Consider the following 16,748-nt stretch of genomic DNA (forward strand, 5'->3'; position numbering starts at 1 on the left):
TCTTTTAAAGTAATGAAATCACCTATCCAAATGGCAACATTTCTATATCGAAAGTTGGTACAATATCCCTGCTTTATATTCTTGATACATTTTGTTTAAAGAAATTACGAAAAATCATTAACTTTCAATTGAAACGGTCTCAACAGATGCACAACTTAGTTGTAATGTTGAATTGCTTGGAGGAGAAGTTAGATCCTCTTCAGCTAGAGTGATTAATGTTGTTTCGGGATCATAGTCAATTAAAGTAGCTGGTCCAAAAATATTGCCTGAATTCGTATACAAAGTTACCGTTGATCCAACCGGAATAGTGCTGATTAAATCACAAATTGCTTCCTCCGCAGGATCTAGTGGAGGAGTATTGTTGCCACCGTCTGTATTTACCTCAAAGCTAACGTTCAATCCAAATAAAGAAAACTCCAATGATAGTATTTCCATTTTTTATTGTATCTCTCCATTTCTTCACTAATTTTTCGACTGCTTGTCAACCTCTTTATACTGTATGCAGCTCCGAGGAGTAAACTTTGATAAAAAAATGTGAAAGATGTTAAAGTAACTTATTCACATGTAAAAATTTACCATTGTCATTTTCGTCCTTTTTACCAAAAAAGACAAGCCAATTTCGTCATTTCCATTGTGAAATTGTGGATAACTACTTTTCTCTTTCCCAACACCACATCCTTTTGTTATAATTATGGCACTAGGTAAATCTAATTTGCATTGGTTTTCCCAGTTGTACTATATCCTCGTTTGTTAGTGTTTGCCCGCGCAAGGCTTCTAACAGTCGCGAGGATATTTCTTTTACCGTTTTTTTGACGCGCTTCAATGCTTTCGACCCTTGCTCATGAAGCACCATTATGATTTCTGTAATCTGGGCCAATAAATAATGATTTTTCATGGCATTGTAATTTTTACTGCTTGCGTGTTGAATGTGATAGCGTAGGTTTTTTTGTCTGTTAAATCCCTCGTTTTCTATTTTCCAACGGCTTCGTCCAGTGTTAACGAGCCTTTTGGCATTCTTTTTTGTGATTTTTATGTTGGTAAGGAAAAGAAACTTTTGTTTTCCCTTTTTCGTCTCCATTTCGTATTCCAGCACACTTTGTTGATGTTCCCTATAAACAATTCCGTTCACCCAAGTAATTCTTCCTTGTTGGCTATCTTCATTTATATTCAAGACATTGTCTTCCATATTTTTTAATACCTGAAACTCACTGGCAATACTTTTGATGCGATCTTCCTTGAATCGAAATAAATAGTTCCACTTATATTTCTTGCATTGGTTAAAGACCTTTTCACACGCATAAAGACTATCGGCAATGATACAGATGGGCAGCCGTTTGAATGTGTCTTTAAGTCTTGTAGCCAATCGATAAAAAGCATTTAGTTCACAATCTTGTTTCTCCACGTCTTCCGATTCATTTTCAATAAATTCTGAGTCAACACTCAGCACCATATCTCCAACAACCAATTTAGCTTCTAGGACGTGATGCATATAGATGGTCTTTGTTTTTTCTTCACCCGTTTCCTTATCCTTTTCCTTGTAATTTCGTCTCAAGCAGTGGTCACAATGCTTTTCATTAAACGTGAAAATGCCTGTACCATCAATGATAACGCCCCAATATTTCCCCTCAATCCGATAAGAATCAAAGCACCTCTTTTTCAATAATTCTTTGATCATGTACGTTCGGATATGTTCAAGTTCTGCTGGTTTCAACCGAGAAAGAAAATTATTGATTGTGTCATAGTGGGGTAATTCTTCCAAATGTTCAATCCCTAAAATTTTTCCTATATTTTCAATGCACTCGTCCTTGTTGAATTCATTCGTCATTTCACGCATGCTTTTTAGATTACAGGTGTTTTTTAAAATAACCATCATCAAAAGGACTTCTGGGTCATAAATGGTATAGCCCTGGTGTCTTGGATCCTTTACTTTTTTAAGCAACTTATTAAAATCTTTAAAAAAGTGTTTCTGCGTTTTCAGAAACTCGAATAAAAAGTTTATCCCTTTTTCTTTATCACGTTTGTCTTTTCTAGTTATCATAAAAAAAATCCTCCCAAATATCAATATAATAGGGTTTTGTATATCCTAATTATCCTATATTTGGCGAGTGTTAGGTGGAATTATCTCGAAAAACTTTTACTCTTCAGAGCTGTACTGTATGTTAGAAAAACCGAGTTGTTTGGATGATTGTCCAAATCGTATAATTTTCTTTTGTTATCCAATTTGAAAATAGGAATAATGGATCGTATCTACTAAAAAAGAAAAATAGTTAAATAATAATAAAAATATAGGAACATTTATTTTTGAAAAAGATAGTTTCTGTACGATATGTTACTATTTAATAAAAGCAGGCATTGCGCAATTACGTTAAGACGGATTGCTTAACTGTTTTTTAACAAGAATGAGTAAAGGTGATCAATTTTTATGAAACTAATTTTAGCTGAAAAGCCTTCTGTATCAAAAAATATCGCAGATGCATTAAAAATAAAGGGCCGCCAAGATGGCTATTATGAAGGAAATGGCTATATTGTCACATGGGCTTTTGGTCATTTGCTTCAACTGAATGATGCAAAAGATTATGATGAAAAAATGTCAACGTGGAAAATGGATAATTTTCCTTTCATTCCACCAGTATTTCAATACAAAGTAAAAAGCAATCCGAAAAACCGCGAGAAGCCTGATAAAGGAGCGCAAAAGCAGTTAAGAATAATCCAGAAGCTAATGAAGAGAAATGATGTAGAAGCCATTATCTCTGCTTGCGACTTTGACCGAGAAGGGCAAATAATTGGCGATAGTATTATTTACAATCTTAAAACAAATAAAGAAGTGTATCGATTGCTGCTAAATGAATGGACACCAAATGAAGTAATAAATGGTCTAAAGCAAATAAGAAGAAATACAGAACTTAAACCATTGCAAGATGCAGGAGTAAGCCGTCAGTGGGCGGATTGGCTTATCGGCATTAATTTAACTTCTGCTGCAACACTTAAGTATCAAAAAGGAAAAGGGAAAGCCTTAAATATTGGAAGAGTTCTGTTGCCGACATTAAAGATTATTTACGATCGTGATAAAGAAATAAAGGAGTTTGTTCCTGAAAATTATTATAAACTGCAAGGAACTTTTCTAACAAAAGATGAAAAAACATATACAAGTACTTATATGGAAGGAAAAAACGAGAAATTTAAACAACAAGAATATTTACAAAAGATAGAAGCGGAGATAAGAAATAAAAAGGGAATAATTTCAGATAAACAAGTACAAAAGAAAAAGGAGTATCCACCTTTTTTATTTAATTTATCTAACTTACAGGGGTATATCACTAGTAAATATAAAGGCTGGACGGCAGATAAAGTTTTAAAAGTTGCGCAAAGTTTATATGAAAAAAAATATATCACTTATCCAAGAACTTTATATACAAAAAAGGATATGGACATAATTGATAGAATAGGAGAAAAGCTGAATTATAGCCGTTTGTAGCATGTCCATATGTTGTGGACATAATGAAAGTGGACATAATGGAGTAATTAGTATTTAAAAGGAGAAGAAATTACAGGTATTTAGATTATTTGGGACAATTTAAATTTTATGCAATAGCTATTTATTCATAATAAGGATTAAACTTGTAGTAAGAAGAAAATCACATCAACTTTTTCAAAACCTCTATATCAAAACTTCTAATTTTTAATATATCCTTTTTTATTGGTTCTTTCACTAAATTCCCTAAATAAATCTTCAGATTGACAAGCCGAAAAAACTTTATAAATATAAAATATTAATTATGAGTTCAAAAATTAAAGATTAGTAGTTATTATGTTTTAAACGAAGTTAAGAAGGGAGAATACCATCAAGATGGGCAAAACACTAATACTAACAGAGAAGCCTTCTGTAGCTAAGAATATAGCAGATGCACTTAAAATAAAAAGTAGACAGGATGGTTATTTTGAGGGCAGCGATTATATTATCACATGGGCTTTTGGTCACCTTTTACAGTTATTTGATGCAAAAGATTATGATGAGAAAATGGCAAAATGGAGAACAGAAAACTTTCCTTTCATTCCAGATAAATTTAGATATAAGGTGAAATCAAATCAAAAAAATCGAGATAAAGAAGATTTAGGCGCAAAAAAACAATTGAAAATCATTTATAGTCTAATTAAAAGAAATGATGTTACTAATCTTATATCTGCGTGTGACTATGATAGAGAGGGACAAATTATTGGAGATACGATCTTATATATGATAAAACATGGTAAAAAGGTTTATCGATTACTATTAAATGAGTGGACACCGAATGAAATACTAAAGGGTCTAAAAAATATAATACCCAACGATGAGATGATGCCTTTAAGAGATGCAGGTATAGGTAGACAATGGGCGGACTGGACAATAGGAATTAATCTTACTTCTATGGCAACATTAAAATATCAAAAGGGTAAAGGACAAGCGCTTAATATTGGAAGGGTTTTGCTACCAACTTTAAAAATTATTTATGACAGAGATAAAGAAATAGAAAATTTCGTTCCAGAAGATTATTTTAAACTAAAAGCATTATTTGCAACCCGATCAGGTAGTGAATATGAAGGGATTTATTATCTTAACAATGAGGATAAATTTAAAGATAAACAAGTTCTAATGGATATTGATTCCCTTTTGTCTGGAAAAGAGGGCGCCGTATCCGAAAAAAATGTTGAGAAAAAAAATGAATATCCCCCTTATTTATTTAATTTATCCAATCTTCAAGGGTTTATTACGAACAAATATCAGGGCTGGACTTCGGACAAAGTTTTGCGGATTTCACAATCATTGTATGAGAAAAAACTAATCACCTATCCCCGGACTTCTAGCAATTTTTTGGATGAGAGTCTTGTTGAACGGGCAGAAAATGTTTTAAATGCTCTAAAAAAAGGACTGCCTTATGAAAGTGAACTGAGATTTACAAGAACAAAAAGGGTGTTTAATAATAAGAAGGTTGAAAGTCACAGTGCCATTATTCCAACGTATTTAATCCCTAAAGCATTGACTAATGATGAAATGATTGTATATAGTGCTGTGAAAAATAGGTTCTTAATGCAATTTATGCCTATAGCGGAATATGAAGAGACTACTCTAAAAACAACTGTAAATAATGTAGAGGGAGAATTTTTATCTAAAGGGAAGGTTCAATTAGTTGAAGGATGGAAAAAGGTTGAGAAAATCGAATCGAAGGATACTATTCTACCTTTAGTTAATATAAATGAGGTCGTAAGTATTGAAGACCACAAATTGACTTCTCATGTAACGAAACCACCAAAATACCATACAGAAAAAACATTATTAAGAGTAATGGAAACATGCGGCAAGGGTAAAGACAAAGAGGATGAAGACAGTGAAGAAATGATGGCTGCTATTTTAAGTGGTTATAGCATTGGTACACCAGCTACAAGAGCTGAAACAATAAAAAAACTAAAAGATGTCGGTTATATTGCTACTCAAAATAAAAACTTGATTTGTACGGAACTAGGAAGAAAGTTAGTTGAAACATTTCCAGTAAAGGATTTGTTTGATTTACAATTCACTGGTAGATTGGAAAAAACATTGTCTGATATTGAAAAGCAAAAGTTTACTAAGGAAAGTTTCTTGAATTTAATTTTTGATTTTACAACAAATGCTGTTAAAACAATTAAAAATGAAAAAGACATCATTATTAATGAAGTATCAAACGAAAAGAAAACCATTGAGGTTCTTGGAAAATGTCCTCTTTGCGGGCATGGAATTATTGAAGGTCAGAAAGGCTTTGGATGTAGCAACTGGAAAAATGGCTGTAAATTTGTCATTTGGAAGAATGATAAATATTTAGCTTCAATGAAAAAGAAACCAACAAAAACAATGGTAAAAAGCCTTTTAAAAAATGGAGTCGTTTTGGTTAAAGGACTAACGAGTAAAAAAGGCAATAAGTTTGATGCTAATTTACGTTATGAGAAAAATCCTGATAACGAATATTTTAGTTGGAAGATGGAGTTCAATAAATAGTATTAGTATAGATAGACAGATGGGTTAGCAAGGATACCCATCTTTTTTATTAAACTCAATAAAAATTATGTATACAAGTTATGTAGAATTTTGTAAAATTAAGGTAAATAAAAGAAATGGAGTGGGCGTACGCATGATCGAAAAATTTATCAATGAATTAGAAAGACAAGGCTTGTCTAAAAATACGATTAAGAGCTATGTATTTGACATTGCTCAGTTTTACGACTGGTTAAAGAGTAAAAAACTAGACCCCAAAATAACAGAAGAAGTATTAAATGAATATACAATATTTCTATACTCCGAATATAGCGAAAATACTGTTTTGCGAAAAATTAAGAGTGTCACTCGGTATAACAAATTTTTGTATCATATTGGAGAATCCACATTAAAGATTGAACCAAATGAAATAATTAAGATTAAAACAAACAACGGGAATATGAGAATGATGAGTTTTAATGATTTAGATAGACTGCGGCAAACATTATTAGAAGTGCGAAATAAGAGAGATATTCTTATATTTCACTTATTATACGGAACTTGTTGCAGGATTTCTGAACTTATTAATATTGAACTGGATGATATAGAAATTACTAATCCGTCACAAGGTTATATACGATTTAAAATTTCAAAAGGTGCAAAATCCCAGTCTACTATAAGAAAAATTAGCATAACTGAGCCTCTTATTAAAATGATAAAAGACTATTTAGAAGTCAGACCCATTTATCAAAGTAACAAACTATTAATTGGACAAAAGGGTCCAATGACAAGGGATGCAATTAACAAAATGTTTCGGAAATACAGTTCGATAGCTAATATTAATTATACGGTTTCACCTCAAATGATAAGACGTATGGGTATTTTTAATTTGTTTGTATTAGCACAAAATGAACCATTTGAATTATCTTATATATCAAAAATTACTAGATATACAACTGAATCATATACAGAAAAACTTTACGAGTCTTTATGGTCTAATTTAAAAGGGAACTTTGAACTTCAATCCTTTGAAACCAGATATATTAATTTAGGGTGGGAGAACGATGGAGAGAAACCAAAGAAAGGTTGTTAGTATAAAACCTAATGTGAAATTTGTTGTACGTGCAATAATGGCCCAATATGCAGAAACCTCAACAGGGGAGCCAATAGAAAAAAAGTATGCGTGTATAAAAATTAAAAATGAAGACACAAACGTTGAAGTAATTCATCCTCTTTCAACAGAATTTATATTAGATAATTGGAAAAACGCTCAGTTCAATACGATGAAAGCACCGGCAAATACCATAGCAATGTTTTTAAACTTTTTAATAAGCGATAAGAGTAATAAAGTTAAAAGTCTTACAGAATTAAAATCAGACCATGTAATAAATTTTTTATCTGAGCTTTCTTATAAAAGGACACCTAAAAATACGGTCAAGAAACACGAGAAATATATAGAAAAGTTCTTTGATTTTCTAAATGAAAAAAAGATCATTGACCATAGCTTGAAAATTAAAGATGTTCAATATTTTTACAGTAGTCCGAAACCAAGACTTCATAAATTACCTGATGAATATATACTAACCTTTTTAGAAATTGCCTATCAAACGGATAGTAAAATTGCGTTTGCACTTTATTTGCAATTCTTTGGTGGACTCCGAACCGGAGAGATATGTAATCTTAGAATAAAAGATTTACAGCTTATAGGGGATAATGGAGAATATGGTGTCCGCAGCCACTTTCGATGGCGGTTAACTGGCCAGTGGCAGTGACATGGCAACTGAATAACAGTCACCCTCAATGCCACTGGCATTTACAAAAGTCAGCTTAATTGCCGATGGTTTAAAATGTCAAATCCCCTATCAGATCCTTCGATTCTTTTTTAAGCAAACCATTCAATTGATACAAGGTATTTCTAATTTCCATTAACTCATTTATTTCCGTTCTTAACCGCTCAATGGTTGCTTCCATCTCGACAATTCCATTCTCCAATTGTACATAATAATCGGTACTTACACTTCTACAGTTCATTTACTACCCGATGGATATGGGATTCTCCCACAATCTTATTTCCTTGTATGAAAGCATCTAATAGGCTTTGACTACATAGTGTATTAATTTTTCTTGGAATCCCTTGGCTGAAGTTATAAATTGCTGTAATAGCCTCTTCCGAAAAGATTTCTTGGGGTGTTTCTACCACTTTTAATTGGTGACGAATATACTCATTCGTTTCTTTTTCTGTTAGACCACTTATTTGATATCGCATTTGAATTCGCTGTTCAATGGCTTCCATTTGCTTTACCCTTAATAGATTCCGTAAACTAGATTGCCCCACCACGATAAGGGATAGAGGGGACATGGAATCTTCTTTAAAATTAAGAATGAAGCGAAGTTCTTGTAGCATAGAATCGGAAAAATGATGAGCTTCATCTAAAATAACGACTATCTGCTTTTTTTCATTCTCATAAATATCAAGCATCAAAGACTGATATTGACGCTTCGCATCTGTTGATCGAAAGGCTGGTTGGATACCGAAGTTCTGCAGAACTTCTCTATAAAAAAGTTTTGGTGTTAAGGAAGAATCACAAATATATAGGTAATGATAATGAATCGGATCTAATTGCTGGACCAATGATCGAATAGCCGTTGATTTCCCCATCCCTGCTTCTCCTGTTAAAAGGCAAAACTGACGCTGTTGTACTGAATATTCTAAACGGGCAGCAGCTTCTTTTTGGCTGGAGGAATGGAACAAGTGCATTGGAGAAATTTCACGGGTGAAAGGAACTGCCTTCATTTCAAAAAAGTCTAACATGATTCATTCCCCCTTGATTGTGTCTCTTTTAATTTGGCAAAACTAGTAGTCCCTATTTGTTTTCGCTTTTCTTCTTCCTGATGTTTTTTCAACTGCTCTAAGAAACTAGAAACTCCTGCAGGCGTTTGAACGTTATCTGTTTCATCCGGTAATTTGGAGTGGCTTTGATTTCGAAGTACTGCCGGTTTCGCATCTTCGAAGCGTTCATTATCCTTCCATACTTGAATGGTTGTTAAATCAAACGGATTATATCTGATTTGAATTCGTTTCCCGCGTAAGGAGGAATCAACATCATATTGATTTCCTTCTAGTTCAATTATTGCTGTTTTTCGGACAGTTCGTTCCTCTTCCCAAAGAAAAATGTCTTTTAATATTTCTGCAGGAAGGTGACGCGTATGATCTGCCTGTGCTTCATATCGCTTTTTAGGTGTTTGTTTTGTACTTCGATGAATTCGGTTATCATAAGCTTCTAACCAAGAACCCAAGTAATTGTTCAATTGCTTCAATGTTAAGAGCTTCCCCTGATTAATTAATAAATTTGCTTCTCCAGTAAAGCTACTATCTACAAATTGAAAAAATTTCTCAATTTTCCCTTTTGATTCTGGCGAATATGGCTTAGCATGGATAAGCTTAGTCCCCATTCTCGCACACATAATATGAAACTGCTTAGCACTATAAACGGAGCCATTATCACAGAAAAACAGGTTGGGTACTCCAAACTTTAAAACAGCTTTTTGGACACACCTTTCAAGACGAGGATACCTTTCTTCCATAAAAAATTCCGCATGCATAATTCGGCGACTATGATCATCGATTATAGCTATAAGATAAGCCTTTTTACGTTTTTCAAGATTTTTTGGATCGGGTAAGTAAAGAGTGTGCTGCGTATCTGCCTGCCAACAATCATTTGGTGTATCATGTTCAAAATGACGAAACTCCTTCTTTACCGCACGGTAAAGGTCCTTTTTACTCCAGCCCATTTCTTGAAAATAACGAGATAAAGTTCGTGGTTTGAGGACACCTAATGGAACTGTTTCCTCTAACTCTAGTATTCTGATGACCTGTTCAACACTTCGACTAGGTAATTCCTTTCGTAATTCGATTGCACGTTTCAGTATATCTGGGTTCTGATTTTGTAAACTTCCTTTTTTTTCTCTTACTTGAGGCTTCAGGCCTTCAAACCCTTTCTCTTCATATGCTTGAAGGTACCTTTCTAATGATCGAACACTTACTGTACTTCGTTCACTGCCTGGGATGGTATACCTTTGCTTTGCAATTTCCCTCAAAAGGGCATACCTTTCCCCAGGTTGTAGCTGTCTTTGAACAACTGGAGCAATTAATCCAAATCGAAAAGCAGCTAATTCATTACGTATCGTTTCATTCATCTTGTTTTCTCCTTTCCTACCATAAAATAGGGAACTAACCCCATTTTCCCCGAATTACCTTTTGTAGAATAGGGACATATTTTGTGGAGTAAGAAAAAGGAAATAAATCCAATTTTGCGTAATTAATCCGACAGCTTCACTGACTTCAGGAGTACGAGAAACGTTGGCGGAGATTAATCATAGAAAATAGCCTTCCTTTACAAGGAATAGACTCTTTTTTACCAAAATAGAAAGAGAGAAGAAAATGAATCTCTTGATTAGAGGTTATTCCTTGTCGATAAAGAGACAGTAATCCATCTGCTTCTTGGAACTTCACAGCCCATTCTTTTCGTTGGCTAATCCACCATTCCCCTAGAAAATTAAAAAAATGTTTCTTCCATCTATAGAGAGTTTTAAGGGATATCACAGAAACAGAAGAAGTGGTTAACCATTCAGCTAACTGACTAATAGGAATTCCCGCCATCAACCACCGTACAAAAAATTCATAAATATGATTCGCAAACCTTGCCCACGAGAGAGAAAAGCAAGGCATTAATGAAAAAGTCATATTACAAACGGGACATCTTCTTCGCATGATAGGAATCCGGAAGGATTGATGTTTAAAATGAACTGTTTTTTCATATTTCCCGTGTTTTCTGGTAATCCTCCCGCAGCAAGGACAAAAAGTATTTTCATTGTAAGTTTCGATGAATCTTTTATATTTCTTGAAAGTAAGAGGACAATCTAGTAAAATATGCATAGTAAGTGGGAGGTTATTTGTTCTCTGGCCGCCAAGCAAAGAGGAACAAATAGCCTTTTTCCTTTTCTAGTTTAAGAGCCGTCAGCTCTACTGACCCATTATACTATGGTCAGTAGAGCTGACGGCTCTTTTTTTGCATTCTCTCCGATAAAAATAGAGACCAGTACTCTCATAATAGCGACATTAGAGCAGGCTACGAACAATATGGTTTTATCGTGGATCTCTCAGAGGATCGAAACTTGAGAAAGGATATTATTAATACATCGGGGTCTAGCTATATTAAAAGTAAAAGAAGGCAAATCGTTTTTGGATTTAAGGATTGGTCACCTTTATTTTATGAAAAACATATGAAAAGTTTAACAGAAGTTATGAAATTAAACGGAGAAAGCCCACTATTTCCTAATCAAAAAGGATTAGCCATGACAGGCAACAATTACTATTACCATTTTAATAAAACAAAGAAAATATTTCTGCAGTACCTCAGAGATTCGGATAATATGGCAGATAGAAATAATGCTTTAGCACTTGAAGCTGAGAGATGGGCTAGTCATATCGGTAGGGGGATATTTTCCAACTTATTGGCTGAAGAAGCTGATAATTTATATGATGTAAGTTTTCCAAGAGGGGACAAAGGTTTTGACTCGGTAAAACCATATCTCGCTAGTACAAAACGAATTAAAGAAAAGTTAGAAAAAAAGATAGATGAAATATATAAGAAACAAGAATAAAAGAAGGTGGTAAGCATGGAACTTAATGATCAAGATTTATATATTTCTGTTACCGAAGCTTCTAAACTGCTTTCGATAAATAGATCCACGGTACTAAAACTAATAAAAAAAGACGAGTTCCCAAACTGTTATATTAATTCAAAGCAAGAGGGCTACCGAATACCAGTTACGGATATAGAGGCTTATAAAGAAAAAGTTACGAAAATAGAAGATGCTAAAAAAGACTTTTTATCAATTAACGAAATGGCGGAAATCTCAGGGTGTACTAATGAGAAGATTAGAAGTGATTTGCGGAATGGAAAAATTAAAAGATTTAGTAGAGATGAAAATAATAATTACATTGTGCATAAGGATATTTTTGACGAGTATATAAAAGAACACATTGAAAGAAATGGTTTTTTAACTTTAAATGAAGCATGTGAACGATTATCCTTATCAAAACCAACGATTCACACATATGGCCCAAGAAAAGTATTTCCCAATGCTATTATTAGAAATCAAACCGAGGGGTATCTTATTCCAATATCGGATATAGAGGATTACGAACATAAAAATGTCATACCAGAGGGATATGTAACCGTAAAACAGATAGCTGAGAAGTACAAACTTCATCCGGAGACAATAAGAGGACTAATTAGGAATAACGAATTAAAAAGCCATAAAAAATATGTTAAGGATACCTATATAGTTTTAGCTTCAGAAGCAGAAGATTATTTTAAAGATATGCTTGAAATTAAAGAAAAATATGCAAATATAAATGAAGTATCCCAAATAATAGGATGCAATAAAGATACAATAAGAAGTTATATAAAAAAAGGACTCATTAATGATTGCATACTGAGGTCAAACTCGGAGGGTTATCTCATCAACAGATTAGAAATAGACAAGATAAAAGAAATTTATTCACAGGAAAGACTTCCGTTACCAACAGGATATATTTTCCCTGAAGATGTTATGCAATTGCTCGAAACAAGAAGCGTTCAAAGAGCAAGAGAAATTATAAAAAAGCATATGAAATCTGCCAAAAAAGTTACAAACGGTTTTAACAATATTGAATATTGGATTGTGCTAGAATCTGAAGTTCTTCAGTACAAACAAAAACTTGAAAATGATAGGTTTATCCCTCAAAGTCCCGGTGAATTTACCACTATTGATGCAGTCAATAAGTATAAGTTTGAAGTTAAAAAGATTTCCATCCCCTTAAATTTAGCCCAAACAGTCAAATTATACACGGAATATGCTTGTCAAAAGTTATCTGAAAGTGAGGCAAGAGCAGAGACCCTTTCAAAAAAAACTGCTTATTATATAAAAACTTTAAAGGCTTTAATTAAGCATTTACCAAAGAGTATAAAAGAAATGACAGACGAAGATATTGAGAATTTCTTAAATAATGAGAATCAACCTAAATATGTTAAACAATACTTTATAGGTTTTGTTCAGTATTGCTCTGAAAATATTGAGGATTGTAACTTTTTTAATCGATACGCAACGTTTAATGATCCAAATACTGATACTGATATATATTCCCTTAAAATTTTTAATAAATATTATGATCATGTTATAGATATAGAGCTGCACATAGAGAAAGCGATTAAATATAAAACATATGCACAGACATGGGTATATGTCATTATGCACTTAATGAATGCGTGGAGAAGTGGGGATATTATTTACGGTTTACCAACCATTGATTTTATTGATTTACCAATCCAAGATTTAACATTTTTTGAGAATAATAGATTAAGGAAAGAAGAGGCAAGATTGATTGTAAATCAGGTTCATATAAAAGTTGGTCAAATGAAGGTTTCGAAAACCGGGGCGCTTGGGCAATTTCTTTGTTTGGATAGTTTAGTTGAACCGTTTGCAACAGCAATCAGTATTACTGAGTTACACCGTAGAAAATACAATGATAAATTAATGCTTACTTCTGTTAGAGCAAATGGAATTAATAAAATGTTTTTTGAAAAAAAACCTGAACTATCTGGATTCCATAGTGTCAAAATGAACAGAACATTGATTACCTACTTTTTCCACCATGTTTCTGAATCAGAAGGGGATGCACATTTATCCTATGAGGCAGCTCAAATTTTGCGAAGCCACTTAAATGAAGACACAACCAAAGTTTATATAAAATTTTCTAGCCCACAAGGTACTCTTGATAGTATGGCCTTTAATATATGTGAAAGGGGCCATTTTGGTTGGGTTTATAATACCATGATAAATCTCGTGTTGCACCAAAATGAACAAAAACTGGAGGATAGAACCTCTTTAATTAAATCTTTAAGTGAAAAGTATAAAGTAAATGAATTAGAAACGTATTCGTCCTTTTTACTTGCAGAAAGAATTAAAAAAGAATCTTTAGCACTTAGGCTTTCAAAGTTACCTAAAGAGGATTTAAAAAGATTAATTGTTAAAATATTCCGTGGAAAAATGCCGGCAAAGATAGCTTACGCTCAATGTTTAACATATCCAGAATGTAAAAGTCCTAAACGAACCTCTTGTATTGGTTGTGAGAACTTAATACCAACAGAATATTTATTACTTTCTATATCTGAACAAATTGAGACGAGTCTTTATAATATTTACAATAGCGAATTTGAATGGGATAAAGAACGAGAAAAGCATTTTCTAAAACAAATGTTTCTATTAATGAATGAGGCTATTGTTGAAAAAGGTAAAGAATATGTAGAGACCTTTATAGACCGCAAAAGAATTAAAAAATTATATGGAGCTATTCTTAAAGATAGAGAGGTGAAACAAATTGATAGTTCAGAAAAGGGTTAAGGAATTAAGTGGGGCATTAAATATCCAAATCACTGAAAATCATAAATTTGATAAAAACGACATATCAAAATATTTAAGTATGTTACAAACAAATAAAGATCAGGGTATCCTGCTTACAGATAGTTTTGAGAGTGATTATTGGTGTATTGTTGATTTTACGGGAATGCGTAGGTATTTAAAGTTCGATATTGACCTATATCCAGAATTAAAGGTTGCTTTAAAATGTTTTTTATTAATATTAATAGATACTAAATTTTCCATAAACCATATTCAATCAATCAATACAAATGTTAAACAAGCAATTGTGGTTTCTGGTGGATTTAAGAAAACAAATGTAGATGCGTATGAAGAGTATGCTATGTCAAAAACAATGAATAGTCGGTATAGATTTAATGATTTTACTAGTAGATTTCTTTCGTTTATAGAGCATACTTATCGTGATTTATATGACTTAAAGATTAAAAATATGGATTCGAAAAATAGAGATTTACCGAACTATGAAGTTATCATTGATTTTCATTATTTTATGATGGAATTTGAAAATCGAGCAACCCCACTTCAGAAATCAAAGTATTTTCCTATAATATTATGGTGGAAGATTACAGGTATTATTCCGATGAGACCTAAAGAATTTTGTTTACTTGAATGGGATTGTTGCTACGAGCAAGGTGGTTATTACTTTTTAAAAGTTCCAAGAAGTAAACAAGAGGCAAAATCATATAGCGAAATAAGCGTGACTAATGTTATTCGTATAAATAAAAATATTTATGACTCTATTCAAGAGTATAAGCAAACAGTTCCTCCTGAATTAATTGGAAACTACTTATTTTCGTTTCAGATACAATCACGTTTCTTTCAGGCCGATAGCACAACTAAAAGGGAGGATATGTACCATCCAGATACGTTATATAATCACTTGATGTCCTTCTACAAAGAAATCATTGGTTGGAATAAAACTGATTTCTATCGCTTTGTTAAAAGAAACGAAAAAGGTGAAATCATTAAGATTTTCCGTAATTATATAACACCTGCTGATACACGACATTTTTCAATGTGTAATATGATGTTACAGGGGGTTAATCCATTAACTATTGCTAAAATGGCAGGACATACACGATTAGGTACTCAACGAAATTATTGGGGACATTTGGAATACTTTGTTGAATCTTATGTTTATATTATTTCAACAAAAGCCAGAATTCATAGGCTTGAGAAAAGTTTAGGAGAGGGAATATTTGCTGTAAAAGATAAAATTAATGAATCACGAATCTATAAACCGGAGGATTTTCCTCTTCGAAAAGAGGTAAAACATGGATATTGCAAATATGGGGCTTTTGACAATTGTGCTGGTGAATGTAGATATTGTGATGACTTTTTTTATTACCCAAAAAACCCTGATGAGGGATTGAAGTGGTTATTGTCCGGTTCGGATCATTTAGAACAGCAATTAGTGACAGAATTAAAGTCCTTATTAAATCTTTATAAAAATATGAAGTTTAATTTAGCGACAGAATCCTATTCAATGTTCGATCATGAACAGGCATTAAGCAAGGCAAATCTTATTAATCGCTTAATACGGCAAAAAGCTATGGTTGATTCTTTGCTGCCGGAAGATAGGGAGGTTATTGAATAGTATTATGAAAACAGAGTCTTATAGCGATGAAGAGTTAAAAAAATTACTATTGGAATACTCAAATAAACATACTGGTTCTATCACATATTTAGGTTTGGAAAAGGAAACAGGAATTAGTCGAAAAACTTGGAAAAGGCGCATGGAAGAAACTATTGAAACCCTAAATAGAAAGGTAATTACCAGTCATAATAATGTAGGTTTCGATGAAATACCATATCCGAATTTTGATTTAATAATAGATCGATTTTTAAACGATGAAAAAGGTCTAAGAGATGCTTTATATCATATTCAAGAGGTATTTATTAAAAATATTGAAGAAAACAACAAGCTTTGTGATCAACTAATGAAAAAAGACAAAAAAATTGATGAACTAACACAAAAAACAGAAAAGCTAAAACATGAATTGAACGAAAAGAAACAGGAGGTAAGAAATTACGAAAAGATAATTATTGAGAGTACCAACCCAAGTGTAAGAAGAAGAAAAGGAATTAGTAGTAATCTTATTAAAATGAGTGAGCATAGAAAAGAGTCTGCTGCTTCGTTAGAATTGGAAGACGAATTTCCAGAACTGTTCGGGGATTTGGATGATGAGAGTTGAGAACAATTAAATATCTGTATACTCCGATCTGCATTTATTTGAAAGTTAGTATAATGATGTATCAATAGAGTGTACTCTATTGATAC

General features: G+C 32.8%; 13 protein-coding genes and 1 pseudogene. 8 read left to right on the top strand and 6 right to left on the bottom strand.

All coding sequences use genetic code 11. The features are described from left to right. Positions 1-117: 117 nt before the first annotated feature. Entirely contained in the window at positions 118-435 is a 318-nt protein-coding gene (locus tag AC5LWL_RS11185; RefSeq protein WP_493434387.1) for a hypothetical protein, read from the bottom strand. A 262-nt stretch (positions 436-697) separates the two neighbouring features. Next, a complete protein-coding gene (locus AC5LWL_RS11190; RefSeq protein WP_493432582.1) occupies positions 698-2,038 on the bottom strand; it encodes a transposase family protein in 1,341 nt (446 codons plus the stop codon). Positions 2,039-2,422: 384 nt separating this feature from the next. On the opposite strand from AC5LWL_RS11190, the pseudogene AC5LWL_RS11195 reads away from it, so the two are divergent. The 4 genes and pseudogenes from AC5LWL_RS11195 to AC5LWL_RS11210 all read left to right on the top strand — a co-directional run. Continuing rightward, positions 2,423-3,457: pseudogene (locus tag AC5LWL_RS11195) on the top strand (DNA topoisomerase); the annotation flags it as partial. 390 nt (positions 3,458-3,847) lie between these two features. Beyond that, positions 3,848-6,007, top strand: coding sequence for a type IA DNA topoisomerase (locus AC5LWL_RS11200; RefSeq protein ID WP_066418433.1), 2,160 nt, complete (start codon positions 3,848-3,850; stop codon positions 6,005-6,007). Positions 6,008-6,140: 133 nt separating this feature from the next. Next, positions 6,141-7,076, top strand: coding sequence for a tyrosine-type recombinase/integrase (locus AC5LWL_RS11205; protein ID WP_066418430.1), 936 nt, complete (start codon positions 6,141-6,143; stop codon positions 7,074-7,076). Next, positions 7,048-7,755: a site-specific integrase gene (locus tag AC5LWL_RS11210; RefSeq protein WP_493434388.1), complete on the top strand. Its 708-nt coding sequence runs from the start codon at positions 7,048-7,050 to the stop codon at positions 7,753-7,755. The genes AC5LWL_RS11205 and AC5LWL_RS11210 overlap by 29 nt, the downstream gene beginning before the upstream one ends. Before the next feature lie 70 nt (positions 7,756-7,825). Here AC5LWL_RS11210 and AC5LWL_RS11215 read toward each other — a convergent pair whose 3' ends face one another. The 4 genes from AC5LWL_RS11215 to AC5LWL_RS11230 form a co-directional block, all read right to left on the bottom strand. Further along, positions 7,826-8,014, bottom strand: coding sequence for a hypothetical protein (locus AC5LWL_RS11215; RefSeq protein WP_493433162.1), 189 nt, complete (start codon positions 8,012-8,014; stop codon positions 7,826-7,828). Continuing rightward, positions 8,004-8,795: an ExeA family protein gene (locus AC5LWL_RS11220; protein WP_493433163.1), complete on the bottom strand. Its 792-nt coding sequence runs from the start codon at positions 8,793-8,795 to the stop codon at positions 8,004-8,006. Before AC5LWL_RS11220 ends, AC5LWL_RS11215 begins: the two co-directional genes overlap by 11 nt. Further along, the gene (locus AC5LWL_RS11225; protein WP_493434389.1) at positions 8,789-10,180 is read right to left on the bottom strand and encodes a transposase; all 1,392 of its coding nucleotides are present in this window, start codon (positions 10,178-10,180) and stop codon (positions 8,789-8,791) included. The genes AC5LWL_RS11220 and AC5LWL_RS11225 overlap by 7 nt, the downstream gene beginning before the upstream one ends. Before the next feature lie 145 nt (positions 10,181-10,325). Beyond that, complete coding sequence (locus AC5LWL_RS11230; protein ID WP_493433165.1) at positions 10,326-10,643, bottom strand: hypothetical protein; 318 nt, start codon at positions 10,641-10,643, stop codon at positions 10,326-10,328. A 515-nt stretch (positions 10,644-11,158) separates the two neighbouring features. On the opposite strand from AC5LWL_RS11230, the gene AC5LWL_RS11235 reads away from it, so the two are divergent. From AC5LWL_RS11235 to AC5LWL_RS11250, 4 genes are read left to right on the top strand one after another with little or no spacing between them, the layout of a single operon-like run. Beyond that, on the top strand, positions 11,159-11,647 hold the full coding sequence (locus AC5LWL_RS11235) for a hypothetical protein (RefSeq protein ID WP_493434390.1): 489 nt from the start codon (positions 11,159-11,161) through the stop codon (positions 11,645-11,647). Positions 11,648-11,662: 15 nt separating this feature from the next. Next, on the top strand, positions 11,663-14,431 hold the full coding sequence (locus AC5LWL_RS11240; protein WP_493434391.1) for a helix-turn-helix domain-containing protein: 2,769 nt from the start codon (positions 11,663-11,665) through the stop codon (positions 14,429-14,431). Then, positions 14,409-16,064 carry a site-specific integrase gene (locus tag AC5LWL_RS11245; protein ID WP_493434392.1) on the top strand — a complete coding sequence of 552 codons (1,656 nt, stop codon included), beginning with the start codon at positions 14,409-14,411 and terminating at the stop codon, positions 16,062-16,064. Before AC5LWL_RS11240 ends, AC5LWL_RS11245 begins: the two co-directional genes overlap by 23 nt. Further along, positions 16,057-16,662 carry a hypothetical protein gene (locus AC5LWL_RS11250; RefSeq protein ID WP_493434393.1) on the top strand — a complete coding sequence of 202 codons (606 nt, stop codon included), beginning with the start codon at positions 16,057-16,059 and terminating at the stop codon, positions 16,660-16,662. Before AC5LWL_RS11245 ends, AC5LWL_RS11250 begins: the two co-directional genes overlap by 8 nt. Positions 16,663-16,748 lie beyond the last annotated feature (86 nt).

This window comes from Niallia sp. WK069_GA_01 (assembly GCF_983173855.1).